At 59.6% G+C, this 15,738-nt stretch carries 8 protein-coding genes and 1 pseudogene; 2 read left to right on the forward strand and 7 right to left on the reverse strand.

The annotated features are described in order from the left end of the window. Positions 1-366: 366 nt before the first annotated feature. Positions 367-1,755 (reverse strand): NarK family nitrate/nitrite MFS transporter, encoded by a 1,389-nt coding sequence (locus H7R56_RS13415; RefSeq protein ID WP_182928276.1) that lies wholly within the window; start codon positions 1,753-1,755, stop codon positions 367-369. A gap of 311 nt (positions 1,756-2,066) precedes the next feature. On the opposite strand from H7R56_RS13415, the gene narX reads away from it, so the two are divergent. Together narX and narL are read left to right on the forward strand one after the other, a co-directional pair. After that, on the forward strand, positions 2,067-3,866 hold the full coding sequence (narX, locus tag H7R56_RS13420) for a nitrate/nitrite two-component system sensor histidine kinase NarX (protein WP_106928868.1): 1,800 nt from the start codon (positions 2,067-2,069) through the stop codon (positions 3,864-3,866). After that, on the forward strand, positions 3,859-4,509 hold the full coding sequence (gene narL / locus H7R56_RS13425; protein ID WP_182928277.1) for a two-component system response regulator NarL: 651 nt from the start codon (positions 3,859-3,861) through the stop codon (positions 4,507-4,509). The genes narX and narL overlap by 8 nt, the downstream gene beginning before the upstream one ends. Positions 4,510-4,552: 43 nt before the next feature. Here the strand turns inward: narL and H7R56_RS13430 are convergent, their stop codons facing one another. The 6 genes and pseudogenes from H7R56_RS13430 to H7R56_RS13455 form a co-directional block, all read right to left on the reverse strand. Then, on the reverse strand, positions 4,553-5,944 hold the full coding sequence (locus H7R56_RS13430; RefSeq protein WP_182928278.1) for a YchO/YchP family invasin: 1,392 nt from the start codon (positions 5,942-5,944) through the stop codon (positions 4,553-4,555). A gap of 117 nt (positions 5,945-6,061) precedes the next feature. Next, the gene (locus H7R56_RS13435; RefSeq protein WP_106928872.1) at positions 6,062-8,668 is read right to left on the reverse strand and encodes a nitrate reductase; all 2,607 of its coding nucleotides are present in this window, start codon (positions 8,666-8,668) and stop codon (positions 6,062-6,064) included. Then, complete coding sequence (gene nirB / locus H7R56_RS13440) at positions 8,665-12,729, reverse strand: nitrite reductase large subunit NirB (protein ID WP_106928874.1); 4,065 nt, start codon at positions 12,727-12,729, stop codon at positions 8,665-8,667. Before nirB ends, H7R56_RS13435 begins: the two co-directional genes overlap by 4 nt. An 11-nt stretch (positions 12,730-12,740) precedes the next feature. Further along, a complete protein-coding gene (locus H7R56_RS13445) occupies positions 12,741-13,529 on the reverse strand; it encodes an ABC transporter ATP-binding protein (RefSeq protein WP_106928876.1) in 789 nt (262 codons plus the stop codon). 10 nt (positions 13,530-13,539) lie between these two features. Beyond that, positions 13,540-14,418 (reverse strand): nitrate ABC transporter permease, encoded by an 879-nt coding sequence (ntrB, locus tag H7R56_RS13450; protein WP_106928878.1) that lies wholly within the window; start codon positions 14,416-14,418, stop codon positions 13,540-13,542. Position 14,419: 1 nt separating this feature from the next. Continuing rightward, positions 14,420-15,590, reverse strand: a pseudogene (locus tag H7R56_RS13455) (CmpA/NrtA family ABC transporter substrate-binding protein). Positions 15,591-15,738 lie beyond the last annotated feature (148 nt).

A 15,738-nucleotide genomic window follows, 5' to 3' on the forward strand; every position in this document is an offset into this window, starting at 1 on the left:
TCTGATAAGTCGACATTGCTGAATTTGCAGCGAAGGTAACGCGCTGAAAGATGAAGGGAATTGATAACGATCAAGATGCTCTTGCTTAACAACCACCACGCAAAACACACATACCACTAAGGTGGTATTAACACCTATTTTTTAACACCATGTATTTTAAGGATATTTTATTAATTTTATGCGTTTCGTATTGTTACAACTTAGCGTACTGGTATTAAGGGGTAGGTATTTCTCTCTCCCTGCAAGGCCCCCAACGGGCACGCGGCTACAAGCACAGATTCGGTTATTAGTATGTTGTAACTAAGAGGGAATAAAATAAAAGCGCGAACCCTCGCGCTTTTATTTCACAAATAACCGTCGCGGTTATTATTTTGCTTTACGACCGTATACTGCCCAGATGACGATCACGCAGACAATATAGAACACGAGGAATACTTTCATCGCGCCAGCCGGTGAGCCGGTTAATTCCAGCGAGGTCCCGAAGGCTTTCGGAATAAAGAACCCGCCGATCGCACCAATGGCGGAAATAAAGCCCAACGCTGCCGCCGTATCGGTCGCCGCTTCACGCATCGCTTTCTCTTCAGAACCGCCTTCGGCTTTCACGCGATCCATCGTCAGCTTACGGAAAATAACCGAAATCATCTGGAAGGTAGAACCACTGCCCAGACCGGCCGTCAGGAACAGCGCCAGGAACACGCCGTAGAACGCGATAAAGTTACCGCCTTCACCGTTGCTCGGCAGCGTCATGAACAACAGCGCGCTGAATACCGCCATCATAATGAAGTTGATCAACGTCACGCGCGTGCCGCCCAGGCGGTCAGAGATCGCCCCGCCCGCTGAACGCGCCAGTGCGCCAATAAACGGGCCGAAGAAGGCGTAATGCAGGATCTGAATTTCCGGGAACTGGGTTTTTGACAGCATCGCAAAGCCCGCCGAGAACCCGATAAACGAACCGAAGGTCGCCAGATACAGCAGGCTCATGATCCACAGGTGGCCGCGTTTCAGCACCGGCAGCTGCTCTTTCAGCGATGCCTTAGACGTCGCCAGTTCGTTCATCCCGAACCAGGCCGCGACGGTGAAGATGGCCAGGAACGGCACCCAAATCCACGCGGCGTTTGCCAGGAACAGCTCGGAGCCGTCCGGCTGCTGTACGCCATGACTACCGAAAGCGGCAAAGATGGACAGCGAGATCGCCAGTGGAGCCACCAGCTGCATCACGCTCACGCCCATATTCCCCAAACCGCCGTTCAGGCCCAGCGCCCCGCCCTGCTTTTGTTTCGGGAAGAAGAAGCTGATGTTCGCCATGCTGGAAGCGAAGTTAGCGCCCGCAAAACCACACAGCAGTGAGATAATAATAAAGGTGCTAAATGGCGTAGACGTATCCTGAACCGCAAAGCCCAGCCATACGCAAGGAATGATCAAGATTCCGGTACTGAATGCCGTCCAGCGGCGGCCGCCGAACATCGGCACCATAAAGGAGTAAGGAACACGCAGCAGCGCCCCGGACACCGACGGCAGCGCCGTCAGCATGAACAACTGGTCAGTGGTAAACTGGAAGCCCACTTTCGGTAAATTCACCGCGACGGCGCTGAACAGCATCCAAACGCAGAACGCCAGCAGCAAGCACGGTACTGAAATCCACAGGTTCCGGCTTGCGACGCGATGGCCGCGCTCTTGCCAGAACGCCGGATCTTCCGGACGCCAGTCGGTAATGACAGCGCCGGTTGCCCTTTCGGGGGCAGTGGAGTGACTCATAGACACCTCTGATTATTAATATTAACCCCCGCCACATTAGGGTTTACACCGTGAGGTAAGTTGATATAAATCAAAGGAAAAGTTGGCTGTAGAATGCGCAAAAAAACAGCTTCATCCTTAGGGAGTAGGCTTTTATGCCCAAAAAAACCTGTTTTATCACGTGGCTGTTACGTCGCTACCCCTCCGCGTACCCGCGCTTTACTATTATGGAAATAAAGGGGTAACCCTTTAGGGGTATGGGTATACTCCAGGCGATAGCCGAAAATAACGCCACTCGCCGGAGAGTCTTCCGCCAGGAGCCGCATCGCACAATGTTTAAACGTTTTTTTACACCACTCACGCTGGTGAATCAACTGGCCCTCATCGTCCTGCTATCAACCCTTATCGGGGTGGCAAGCATGATGATTTCTGCCCGCCTGGTCAACGGTGTCCAGGGCAGCGCACACGCCATTAACCAGGCCGGTTCGCTGCGTATGCAAAGCTATCGCCTGCTGGCGGCCATCCCGGTAAAACCGAGCGACCAGACGTTATTTGATGAAATGCAGCGCACCGTCTTCAGCCCCGAGCTGCAGCTGGCAGCCGAGCGCGACGGCCAGGTGCCGCAGCTGAAGTCGTTACAGCAATACTGGCTGGGCCATCTGGCGCCGGACATTCGTAACGCCCGCAGCCAGGATGAGGTGCTGAACGACGTGACCGGTTTCGTGAGTCGTATCAATCAGCTGGTGACCGTCTTTGACCACACCACGGAAGAACGTATTACCCACGTGGTATGGATGCACCGCCTGATGGCCTTCTTCATGGCGCTGCTGTTTATCTTTACCGTCTTCTGGCTGCGTACTCGGCTGCTGCATCCGTGGCGTCAGCTGCTGCGTATGGCTGAAGCCATCAGCCATCGTGATTTTACCTACCGCGCGCAAATCAGCGGGCGCAATGAGATGGCAACCCTCGGTATGGCGCTGAACAATATGTCCGCCGAGCTCGCCGAAAGCTACGCCTCGCTGGAGCGGCGCGTTCAGGAAAAAACCGCCGGGCTGGAGCAGAAAAACGCCATCCTCTCCTTCCTGTGGCAGGCCAACCGCCGCCTGCACGCCAGCGCGCCGCTATGTGAACGCATTTCGCCAGTGTTGAACGGCCTTCAGGCGCTCACCCCGCTGCGGGAAATTGAAGTGCGGGTTTACGACACCGAAGATGAGGAAAACCATCAGGAATTCAGCTGTCATTCCGGCCGTGAATGCGACGACCGGGGCTGTTATTTGTGCCCGCGCGATGAAGAAGCCTCCGCGCCGGACGGCGTCACGCTGAAATGGCGGCTCACCGACCCTCGCAACCAGTACGGGATCCTGCTCGCCACGTTGCCACACGGGCGTGAACTGAGCCACGATCAGCAGCAGTTAGTCGACACGCTGCTCGAACAGCTAACGTCGACGCTGGCATTGGATAAACAGCTCGAACGCCAGCAGCAGCTGATCGTGATGGAAGAGCGGGCGACCATTGCCCGTGAGCTGCATGACTCTATTGCCCAGTCGCTCTCTTGCATGAAAATGCAGATCAGCTGTCTGCAAATGATGCAAAACGAAAACGCCTCGGCAGAGAGCCGCGAGCTGCTCGGCCAGGTGCGTAACGAGCTGAACACCTCCTGGGCGCAGCTGCGCGAGCTGTTAACCACCTTCCGTCTGAAGCTGACCGAATCGGGCCTGCGTCCGGCGCTGGAAGCCAGCTGTCAGGAATACAGTAATCACTTCGGCTTCCCGGTCCAGCTGGATTACCAGCTGCCGCCGCGCCACGTGCCGTCACACCAGGCGATCCACGTCCTGCAAATTGCCCGCGAGGCGCTCAGCAACGCGCTAAAACACGCGCAGGCCAGCGAAGTGAAGGTAACGGTCACCCAGCAGGCCAATCAGGTCAAACTGGTGGTGGCGGATAACGGCTGCGGCGTGCCGATGCACGCCGAGCGCAGCAACCACTACGGTCTTATTATTATGCGTGATCGCGCACAAAGCCTGCGCGGCGATTGCCAGGTTCGCCGTCGTGAAAGCGGCGGCACTGAAGTCGTGGTCACGTTTATCCCCGAAAAATCGCTTTCAACCCTCCAAGGAGAAATCCATGACTAATCAGGAACGGGCTACCATCCTGCTCATTGACGACCATCCCATGCTGCGTACCGGCGTTAAACAGCTGGTCAGTATGGCCTCGGATATCCAGGTCGTCGGGGAAGCCAGCAACGGCGAGCAAGGTATTGAACTGGCGGAAACGCTCGATCCGGATCTGATTTTGCTCGATCTCAATATGCCCGGCATGAACGGTCTGGAAACGCTCGACAAGCTGCGTGAAAAGTCGCTCTCCGGGCGCGTTGTCGTGTTCAGCGTATCGAATCATGAAGAAGACGTTGTCACCGCCCTCAAACGCGGCGCCGACGGCTACCTGCTGAAAGATATGGAACCCGAAGATCTGCTGAAGGCGCTGCAACAGGCCGCCGCCGGTGAAATGGTGCTGAGTGAAGCATTAACGCCGGTGCTGGCCGCCAGCCTGCGCGCTAACCGCGCAACGTCGGATCGCGACATCAACCAGTTGACCCCACGCGAACGCGATATCCTCAAGCTGATTGCCCAAGGACTGCCGAACAAGATGATTGCCCGCCGTCTGGACATCACCGAAAGCACGGTGAAAGTGCACGTGAAGCATATGCTGAAAAAGATGAAGCTGAAATCCCGCGTGGAAGCTGCCGTTTGGGTGCATCAGGAACGTATTTTCTGAGCCACCGCCGCTTAATTGTCGTGGCAGCCGCTGTCACGCACAATTAAGGTGCAACGTTCGACCAACCGTTCTCGGTCGGCGAAACGCTGGCCACCGGTTCGGTCAACGCCAGCGTGATCTCATTCGAGGTCACCCGCTGGCCTTTGTTATCCTCCACCACCACCGATAAATGCCAGGTGTTGCTGGCGCCTTCCGTATAATCCCACGCCGGCATGATGATGCTCCAGCCCTCGGTGCTGTTATTAGCCGCAGGTGGCGTCAGGCTGAGCGCCGTGGTATCCCCCTGCCAGGTCAGCGACTTCACGCCATACCGATCGCGCACCTGCAGCTTAAGCTCAACCGTTTCATCATCGGTGAGGTTCCACGGCGGCGTCGCCAGATACACCGTCAGGCTCTTACGCTGACGAAACTCCATGACCGGTAGATTATTGCGCTCCGGCGCATCGTAGCGGCTGCCGCGTAGCGTACGCCGCTGCGCAACCTCGTCGGCTGCCAGCTGTTTTTTTAACGGCACGCCGAAGCGGTAGTTCACCTTCATGCCAAGGTTGTTCTGATTAACCCCGCTTTCGCCCTGTTTGTGCTGGGCGCTGAAGGTAAGCAGCGGAACGGGCGTGTAATTGAGCCCCAGGGAAACGGCGACCGGATTGTGGTAGCCGGTACCGCTGCGAAACAGATCAACGTTATCACCAAAGTATTGTTCAACGCTGAGGCTGGTATTGATGTGGTTATAGGCCGGTATCCAGGCCTGTGCGGTCACATCGTAACCGCGCGCCATCCGCTGCTGCAACGTCGTACCGCCACGATACCAATCATGAAGAGGATGATAATAGTTGGCTGAGAAGCGCAGGTTCTCGCCCCACGCCTCCGCGCCGACGCCGCCGCGATCGAGGCTGGCGTCCAGCAGGCTGTCATAAAAGGTGTTATAGCCCAGCAGCCAGTGCCCCGCGACCCAACGCTGCCCCACGCCGAGATTGCCCACCAGCCCTTCATCCTGCTGGCTGAGTCCAAGCTGGCTCCAGGTGAGGTAGCGCGTATTGTCCTCAAGCGGAATAAACCAGCTGCCGTGGCTGCCGGTCAGTTTGCCCTTTTCATCCACCAGCATCTGGAAGTCGGTGTTCCCCCACGGCGACAGCCAACTGCCCAACTGTTCGTTCACTTCGCCGTTGACCTTTTCCTGGATCTGCGTGAGGGCAAAAAGCCGCGCCTGCTCGCCGGTATCAAGGCCGTTGTCGGTCATGCTGGCTTCGCCAAACGACTTTACCATTTCGGCAAACTGTTTTTCGCCATCGTGTGTTTCCGGCGCGATACCCAGATCCGGTAGATTATCGAAAGGGTGTTCGGCCTCTTCAATAAACGTTTGCCGTGCCCGCGCGCTGCCGCTGGTTAATATCAGCAGCACCAGAAATGACGAGTAAAAACGCAAAGACAAATCCACAACCTCATAGCCAGCGTAAATCAAAGGTCGGAAATCGCCGACCCTAACGCCTTAAGTCTATTCCCTTTACGCGCATTGTTCAGCTTCTGCGGCGCATTCCAGGAATAGACTGAAAGGCTATAAAATCGCCGCCCTGCGTTCGGCGCAGGCCAGCAGCGCCTTTAGCTCCGGCAGACACGAACCGCAGTTGGTCCCGCATTTCAACCGTTCCCCCAAAGCCTCCGTTGTGGCGCATCCCTGCCTTTCAATGGCATCGACGATGGTTTTTTCACCCACGCTGAAACAGCTGCACACAATTTTCCCCACCGCCGGCCGCGCCAGATCGCGCCCGCCGAGCAGCGCATGACGTTCGGCAAGCGCCTGCGGCGCTTCGTCGAAAGCGCGTAAAATCAGCGAGACGTCAACGTCCGGCAGCGTGCGGCTGCTCCAGAATCCCAGCATCAGCCGCCCGTCATGCCAGGCCAGCAGATGCCAGGTATCCCCCAGGCTTGCGACCTGAATCTGCCAACCTTGCCGTTGACACCAGGCGAGCAGCGCGCTCTGAATCAGGCGCTCGCCGCACAGCGTCAGATGATGCAACCCCGGTGCGGCTTTACGCCACCAGTGCAGATGGCGCGGTAGCATTACCGGCGCGCGGCTCAACAATTCCCCTTGCCACAGCGGCTGCCACGGCGCAATACGCACCGCCGTTTGCTTGCTTTCCGGCTGCCCGGAATGCGGATCGACCGTGGGGGCAACCAGATTGTTGACTTTACCCTGACGCGCGAAGCCGTCATTCCAGTGCATCGGCGTAAACAGCGAGCCCGGACGCTGCGTATCGCTTACCGCGACGCGAGCCACCATCACGCCGCGCGGTGAGCTGATCCGCGCCAGGCCGCCGTGCTGTATCGTATAGTGGGCGGCATCCTGTGGCGAAATTTCCACCATCGGCTGCGCGATATGCTGCATCAGCAGCGGTACGCTGCCGGTTCGGGTCATGGTGTGCCACTGATCGCGTACGCGCCCGCTGTTGAGAATCAGCGGATACAGCGGCTCGCTGCGCGCCTGCATGGTTTGCGGGGTTACCGGCACCATTCGCAGACGGCCATCCGTACGCCAGCCGCGATGAAGATCCCATTTGCCTTCACCACGGCTAACCGGCCAACGCACCGGCGCCAGCGCATCCCACTGCGCACGGGTAAGGCTCGCAAGCCCACTGATATCGAACGCCCGCTGGCCGTGGTTCTCAAACCCGGAAAGCGCCGCATGTTCGCTGAACACCTCATGCGGATGCTGCCAGCCGAATGCCTCGGCAAAGCCGAGTTTGCCGGCCACCTGAGCGATTATCCACCAGTCGGCACGCGCCTCGCCCGGCGGCGGTAAAAACGGGCGCTGACGGGAAATGCGCCGTTCGGAGTTCGTCACGGTGCCATTTTTCTCCCCCCAGGCCAGCGCCGGGAAACGAATATCGGCATAGTGCGACGTGTCCGTTTCCGCAGCGACCTCAGAGACAATCACCAGCGGGCAGGCCGCCAGCGCCTGACTCACCGCGTGGCTGTCAGGCAAAGATACTGCCGGGTTGGTCCCCATGATCCATACCGCTTTGACATCACCGCGCCCAATAGCAGTGAACAGGTCAACCGCCATCAGTCCCGGCGTCTGCGCCAGCCGCTCAGTGCCCCAGAACCGTGCTACACGGGCCAGATCCGCCGGCTCAAAATTCATGTGCGCCGCCAGCATCGTCGCCAGACCGCCCACCTCGCGCCCCCCCATAGCATTAGGCTGTCCGGTCAGCGAAAATGGCCCACAGCCTTCGCGGCCGAATTGACCGCTCGCCAGATGGACATTAATGATGGCGTTGCATTTATCGCTGCCGCTGGAGGATTGGTTGATGCCCATGGTGTAGAGCGTAATGGCACGCGGCGCCGCGATAAATTGGGCATAGAACGCCTGCACCTCGCCCTCACTCAGGCCACAAAATGCGGCGACGCGAGCCACCGTCCACCCCTCTGCCGCCGTCAGCGCAGCGCTAGCGTCGGCGTAGTCCATTCGGGCCACGCCCGCTTGCGCCAGCGCCCGCAGCAGGCCGACAAACAGCCCACCGTCGGTGCCCGGTGAAATCGCCAGGTGGCAATCGGCAATATCGCAGGTAGCCGTGCGTCTGGGATCGATAACCACCACTTTCATCTGCGGACGCCGCTGTTTTGCCTGAACCAACCGCTGATACAGCACCGGATGGGCCCAGGCAGCGTTGGAGCCCACCAGAATAACCAGGTCGCTACGCTCCACGTCTTCATAGCTGCACGGCACCACATCCGCACCGAACGCGCGCTTATAGCCCGTCACCGCCGACGACATACACAGCCGTGAGTTGGTATCAATGTTGCCCGCACCGATGAACCCTTTCATCAGCTTGTTGGCCGCGTAATAATCCTCGGTCAGCAGCTGGCCTGACGCATAAAAAGCCACCGCCTGCGGGCCGTACGCATCGATGATCGCCCGCAGCCGTTCGCCGGCCGCGGTCAGGGCTTGCGGCCAGCTCACCGCCTGACCATCAAGCTGCGGGTACAGCAATCGCCCTTCCAGGCCGATAGTTTGCGCCAGCGATGCCCCCTTGACGCACAGACGCCCCGCGTTGGCCGGATGAGTCGCATCGCCCTCCACGCTGACGACGCTGCCCTCAACGCGCGCGACAACCCCGCAGCCAACGCCACAGTAGGGACAGGTGGTTTTCGTTTCCCTCATGACGCCTCCGCGCGCAGTACCAGCGCCTGGTTGCCAACCCATACCTGCCCCTGTTCAATCTTCACCGGCCAGGCCCGCACGACCTGCTCGCCGCTGTCGCACTGTCGCCCGTCGCGCAGACGAATGCGCTGCTTATACAGCGGTGAAATGACAATCGGTTCACCGCTGGCGTCGCCCAGCAGCCCGCGTGACAGCACGTTAGCCTGGCTGCCCGGCTCCAGATTATCCAGCGCATAGACCTTATCGTTAAGCCGGAACAGCGCTATCTGCAGCTCGCCCAGACGCGCGCCAATACCGGCCTGCGGCGGAATATCCTCCAGCGAGCAGATAGCCTGCCAGGGCTTACGGCTGACCTCCAGCGCGAGCGGTGCAGCGATGACAGCCCGTTGCGGCTGCCCGCGCACCGGCTGTCGCTGCATCGCTTCGTCCGGCGTTTCGCTGTTGACGAAGGAACGGAACAGCGCCAGTCTCTGCGGATCGTTGAGGGTGGTTTGCCATTCGCACTGGTAGCTCTCAATCACCCGCGCCATTTCCTGCTCCAGCTCGTCGCCGATGCCCAGCGAGTCGTCCATGATCACGCTACGCAGATAGTCGATGCCGCCTTCCAGGTTATCCATCCAGGTGCTGGTGCGCTGAAGACGATCGGCGGTGCGAATATAGAACATCAGGAAACGATCGATGGTGCGTAGCAGCGTGGCATCATCCAGATCGCTGGCGAACAGATCCGCATGGCGCGGCTTCATACCGCCGTTGCCGCAAAGATAAAGATTCCAGCCCTTGTCCGTCGCAATCACGCCGACGTCTTTGCCCTGCGCCTCGGCGCACTCCCGCGTGCAGCCGGACACCGCCATCTTAATTTTGTGCGGCGCGCGTAACCCCTTGTACCGATGCTCAAGCGTCACCGCCAGCCCGGTGGAGTCCTGCACACCGTAGCGACACCAGGTCGAGCCGACGCAGGATTTCACCGTACGCAGCGATTTTCCATAGGCGTGTCCGGTCTCAAAGCCGGCCTCCAGCAGCGCACGCCAGATTTCCGGTAGCTGTTCTAATCGCGCGCCGAACAGATCGATACGCTGCCCGCCGGTAATTTTACTGTACAGCGCATAGCGCTTGGCGATCTGCCCAATGGCGATCAGCCCGTCCGGCGTGACTTCCCCGGCGGGCATTCGTGGGACAATCGAGTAGGAACCGTCTTTTTGAATGTTGGCAAAATAGCGGTCGTTAGTGTCCTGTAGCGGCAGATGCGCCGGTTTCAGCAGATATTCATTCCAGCAGGAGGCCAGCACCGAGCCAACCAGCGGTTTACAAATTTCGCAGCCATCGCCATGTCCATAGCGGGCAATCAGCTGATCAAAGGTATGAATACGGTTGACGCGCACCAGATGATAGATTTCCTGCCGCGAATACGGGAAATGTTCGCAGATGTCTTTCTTCACCTCCACCCCCTGCTGCGCCAGCTGATATTCCATCACCTGTTTTACCAGCGCGCTACAGCCACCGCAGCCGGTCGCCGCCTTGGTGCATTGCTTAATCGCCCCCACGCTGGTTGCGCCATCGCTGACCGCCTGACAAATATCCCCTTTGCTGACGTTATGGCATGAGCAGATCTGCGCCGAATCAGGCAGCGCCGCCACCCCCAGCGCTTTAGGCGCACTGCCCTCCAGCGCGGGTAGAATCAGCCATTCCGGCTGCGACGGCAGCGCCATGTCGTTAAGCATCATCTGTAATAACGTGGCGTAGTCGCTGGCGTCGCCCACCAGCACGCCGCCGAGCAGTCGTGTACCGTCGGCGCTGACCACGATCTTTTTGTAGATCTGCTGCGGCCCGTGGATCCATTGATAGCTCTGACTACCGGGAGTGCGCCCTTGGGCATCACCAAACGAGGCCACGTCAACACCCAGCAGCTTCAGCTTGGTGCTCATGTCAGCACCGGTAAACGCGGCCGGTTCACCGGCCAGGGTCGCGGCCGTGACGCGTGCCATCTGGTAGCCCGGCGCCACCAGGCCATAGATTTTGCTGTCCCACAGCGCGCATTCACCGACAGCGTAGATATCCTCACAGGAGGTACGACACTGATTATCAATCACGATGCCGCCGCGTTCACCCATGCACAGCCCGCTGGCACGCGCCAGGTTATCCTGTGGGCGGATCCCGGCCGAGAACACCACCAGATCGCCGCTCAGGCTCTCGCCGTCGGCAAAACGCAGCGTCAGCCCCTGCTCCGTCTCTTCAATGCAGGTTGTCGCCTTACTGGTGTGTACATTCACGCCCAACGCCGTGATTTTTTCACGCAGCATCGCCGCGCCGCCGTTATCCAGCTGTACCGCCATCAGATTTGGCGCAAACTCCACCACGTGCGTCTCCAGCCCCAGCTGACGCAGCGCATTCGCCGCCTCCAGCCCCAGTAAGCCGCCGCCGATCACCACGCCACGGGTCGCCGTTTTTGCGCGGGCGGCAATGGCATCCAGATCGTCGAGTGTGCGGTAAACAAAACAGCCGGGCAGCGTGCTGCCGGGGATCGGCGGCACGAACGGGTAAGATCCGGTCGCCAGCACCAGCTTATCCCAGTGCAGCTCGTGACCGTCGGCATCGCGAATCAGCCGGGCATCGCCATCAATCGCCGCCACGCGCTGCGACAAGCGCAGCTCAATGCCGTGTTCGGCGAAAAAGTCGCCCTCAACCAACGACAGCGAGTCGGCGCTGCGTCCGGCGAAATATTCTGACAGATGGACGCGGTCATAGGCGGCATAACGCTCCTCGCCAAAGACCACGATCTGGTACTGCCGATGCAGATTACGGCTGACGCACTGCTCAAGAAAATGGTGGCCGACCATGCCGTTTCCGACCACCGCTAAGGTTGATTTAGTCATTGTTTGCGTTCCTGCAGCCCGCGGCTGCGTCGTGAATTGGTCGAAGATCCAACCCGCTTGCGCAGGCTGCGTAGCGTGCAATAAATCGGTAAAGGTCGCCGCACGGGCGCAGTCGCCCAGCAGCAGAACGCCTATCAGGCGTTCATCGCGCACCAGCAGGCGACGATAATGGCCGGTCTGCGGGTCGAACGATGACCACTGTTCATCCTCATCGCGAGCCTCAACCTGCCCGGCGCTGAACAGATCGATACCGCTGACCTTGAGGCGCGTTCCCGCATCCTGCCAGTGAAAATCCTTGCCGGGCGCGCCGCACAGCCGCGCCGCCAGCACATCCGCTTGCTGCATACAGGGCGCGACCAGGCCAAAAGTCTGGCCATCAATTTCGCAGCATTCGCCGATGGCGCTAACGCCGGGGACCGACGTCGCCAGCTGGCGATCAACCACAATGCCGCGCTGACACAGCAACCCTGCGGCCTGCGCCAGCGCGATATTTGGCCGCACGCCGGTCGCCATCACCACCCGCTGTGCAGGAATGTTGCGGCCGTCATCAAGCATGACGGCCTGAGGGGTGATGGCCGCAATTCCGGCATTCAGTTCGCAGCGGATGCCGCGCGCCGCCAGGCGCTGTACCAGCAGTTTGCTGGCCTGCTCATCGAGCTGCTGCTCCATCAATCGACCGCTGCGCTGCACCAACGTGACGTTGTCACCGGATTGCCGCAGCGCGGCCGCCGCTTCCACCCCCAGCACCCCGCCGCCGATCACCACCGTCGCCCCCGGACTTGCCAGGATGGCATCAACATCAGCCTGAGTGCGGAAGGCAAACACATGCGGCAACGTGATGCCCGGCAACGACGGCATAAAAGCGTGGGAGCCACAGGTGAAGACCAGCTCGTCCCAGATCAGCGTGCGCTGAGTGGTGGTGACCCGACGGGCCGCAATATCCACCGCCAGCGCCGTCTCCCCGGTGCACAGCGTGATGCCGTGTCCGGCGTACCATCCCTCCGGCTGCAGCAGCGTCTGCGGAAACGTTTTCTCTCCGCCCAGCACCGGAGAAAGCAGAATACGGCTGTAGGCCGGGTGCGGCTCATCGCCGATAATCGTTATCGCAAACGCCCCCGGTGCAGCGGTCACCAGCTTCTCTGCCAGCCGGGTTGCCGCCATACCGTTACCGATCATCACCAGTTTCCGCATACGCCCGTCCCTTACGCCGCTTTGGGCTGTTTTTCGTAGAGGAAATGCAGAATCTGCTGACGCAGATGGTGATAGCGCCCGTCATCAGCCAGCTGTACCCGATTGCGCGGGCGCGGCAGATTAACCTCCAGTATTTCGCCCACGCTGGCCGCCGGGCCGTTGGTCATCATCAGCACGCGATCGGAGAGCAGCACCGCTTCATCCACGTCGTGGGTTATCAAGACGATGGTGGTATTCAGCGCCTGCTGGATCTGCATCACCGAATCCTGCAAATGCGCGCGGGTCAGCGCGTCCAGCGCACCGAACGGTTCATCCATCAGCAGCACCTTAGGTTTCATCGCCAGCGCACGGGCAATGCCAACGCGCTGTTTCATGCCGCCGGAGATTTCCGCAGGCCGTTTGTGCATCGCATGACCCATCTGTACACGATCGAGGTTGTGTTCAATCCACTCCCGGCGCTCGGCCTGGCTCATGCTGCGGCGGAAAACGTGGTCAACCGCCAGCGCGACGTTATCAAAGCAGGTCAGCCACGGCAGCAGCGAATGGTTCTGGAACACCACCGCCCGCTCCGGTCCCGGCCCCGCGATCTCCCGGTTATCGCAAATCAGCCCGCCTTCGCTTGGCAGGGTAATCCCGGCGATCAGGTTGAGCAGCGTGGATTTCCCACAGCCAGAATGGCCTATCAGACTCACCGTTTCCCCTTCGTGAATATCAAACGAGACGTTTTGTAAAGCCAGAAACTCGCCGCTGGCGGTATGGAAACGCTGGCTCACGGCCTGGACCTGAATTAATGGTTTCATGCGATTCTCCTTATTTCTCTTGCCAGCTAAAACGACGCGCAATCAGCATCAGCCCCTGCTCCAGCAGCAGCCCGACGACGCCAATGATGACGATCGCAATGAGGATGTTTTCCACGTTGAGGTTGTTCCACTCGTTCCAGATCCAAAAACCAATGCCCAGACCACCGGTGAGCATTTCCGCCGCCACAATCACCAGCCAGGCGATACCGATCGACAGCCGAACGCCGGTCAGTACCGAGGGCAATACCGCCGGGAAGAGGATTTTGCGCATGACCGTCCATTCAGAAAGCTGTAGCACCCGCGCAACGTTGAGGTAGTCCTGCGGAATGCGTCTGACCCCTTCAGCGGTGTTGATCACCATCGGCCAGATAGAGCAGATAAAAATGGTCCAGCTCGAGGCAGGCTCCGCCTTCTGGAACAACAGCAGGCCAATTGGCAGCCACGCCAGCGGGCTGACCGGGCGCAGCAGTGCGATAAGCGGCGTAAACATGCGGGAACAAAAGGTAAAGCGGCCAATCAGGAAGCCCAGCGGGATCCCGACCAGCGCCGCCAGACCGAACCCCACGGCCACACGCTGGAGCGACGCCAGCACATTCCAGCCAACGCCCACATCGTTAGGGCCATTGTTGTAGAACGGATCGGCGAACAGCGTCAGCGCGGAGTCGAGCGTGCTTAGCGGGGTCGGAAAACCTTTGCTGTTGACTGCCGCCAGTTGCCAGAGCAGCACCAGCATGCCTAATCCCATCAGCGCCGGGATCGCGCGCTCAGCCAGACCGCGAATCCGCCGACCCCATACGGGGGCCTGTCGACGTACCTGCACCGGCGGCAGCGTAATCACTTCTCCCGCTGGCGCGGGCATCTTCTCAACGGTTTTGTTTCTGCTCTTCATCTCATGCTCCCAAACGTTGAATGGCAAAACGGCGGGCGTATCCGGCGGGGTCACTCCCATTCCAGACGGTGCCGTCAATCAGTGTGCTGCTGCGTAAGGTTTGCGTTGGTGCGGCGATCCCTCCCACGGCCTGCGCGGCGTCTTTCCACACGTCGATGCGGTTGATGCGCTGGGCAACGGCCAGATAATCCGGATCGCTTTTCAGCAGACCCCAGCGACGGAACTGGGTCAGGAACCACATGCCGTCCGACAGCCACGGGAAGCTAACATCGCCCTGGTCAAAAAAACGAATCGGGTGCGCATCGTGCCAGCGACGCCCGATACCGTTGTCGTAGTCGCCGAGCATACGGCCGGTCAGGTACTGTTCTTTGGTGTTGAGCCACCAGCGCACGACTGGTATTCGGGTACTGTTCAACCCACTCACGGCGCGTGCCCAGGACTTTTTCCGGGTGTTCCGGCCAGATTTCCTGGCTGGTGGCGGCGGTAAAGCCGATGCGATCGTTGATGGCGCGGGCGTTCCACGGCTCGCCGACGCAAAAACCCACCATGTTGCCAATACGCATGTTCATCACCATCTGCGGCGGCGGAACCACCACGGTACGAATATCGCTGAAGGGATTAATGCCGCCGCTGGCCAGCCAGTAGTAGAGCCACATCGCATGAGTGCCGGTCGGAAAGGTATGCGCAAAGGTGTAGGTGCCCGGCGCGCTGTTGCCAATAAGCGTCTTCAGCGCGCTGAGATCGCTCACGCCCTGCGCATGCAAATCCGTCGATAGGGTGATCCCCTGGCCGTTACGGTTCAGCGTCATCAGGTTAGCCATCGCCTGCGGTTTACCCGCCACGCCCAGCTCCAGCCCATACAGCAGGCCATAGAGCACGTGCGCCGCGTCCAGCTCGCCGTTAACCAGTTTGTCGCGCACTGCCGCCCAGCTGGCTTCTTTACTTGGCACGAGGGTGATGCCGTACTTCTTATCGAATCCCTTTAACGCCGCAATCGCCAACGGCGCGCAGTCGGTGAGCGGGATAAACCCCACCTTGACCGTTTGCCGTTCCGGTTTATCGGAACCGGCCGCCCAGGCTGCCTGCATGATGCCCGGCAGCAGCATCGCGCCGCCCAGCGCCGCGCCCGCCTGAATAAATCGCCGCCGTGATAGTGAAAACGTCTCGCCCATATTCGCTCCCGAATGCAAAAAAAAAGCGCCCGGCAATGCTTCGCATTGCAGGACGCCTTTATCCTCGTGGTCTCCGAACCGCCGTTGGCTCGTGACCGATGATTTATTAAGTTAATGCAATTCAGATGCCAGGTCGTAAACACATGGG

Source organism: Klebsiella sp. WP3-W18-ESBL-02 (genome assembly GCF_014168815.1).
GTDB lineage: Bacteria > Pseudomonadota > Gammaproteobacteria > Enterobacterales > Enterobacteriaceae > Kluyvera > Kluyvera ascorbata_B.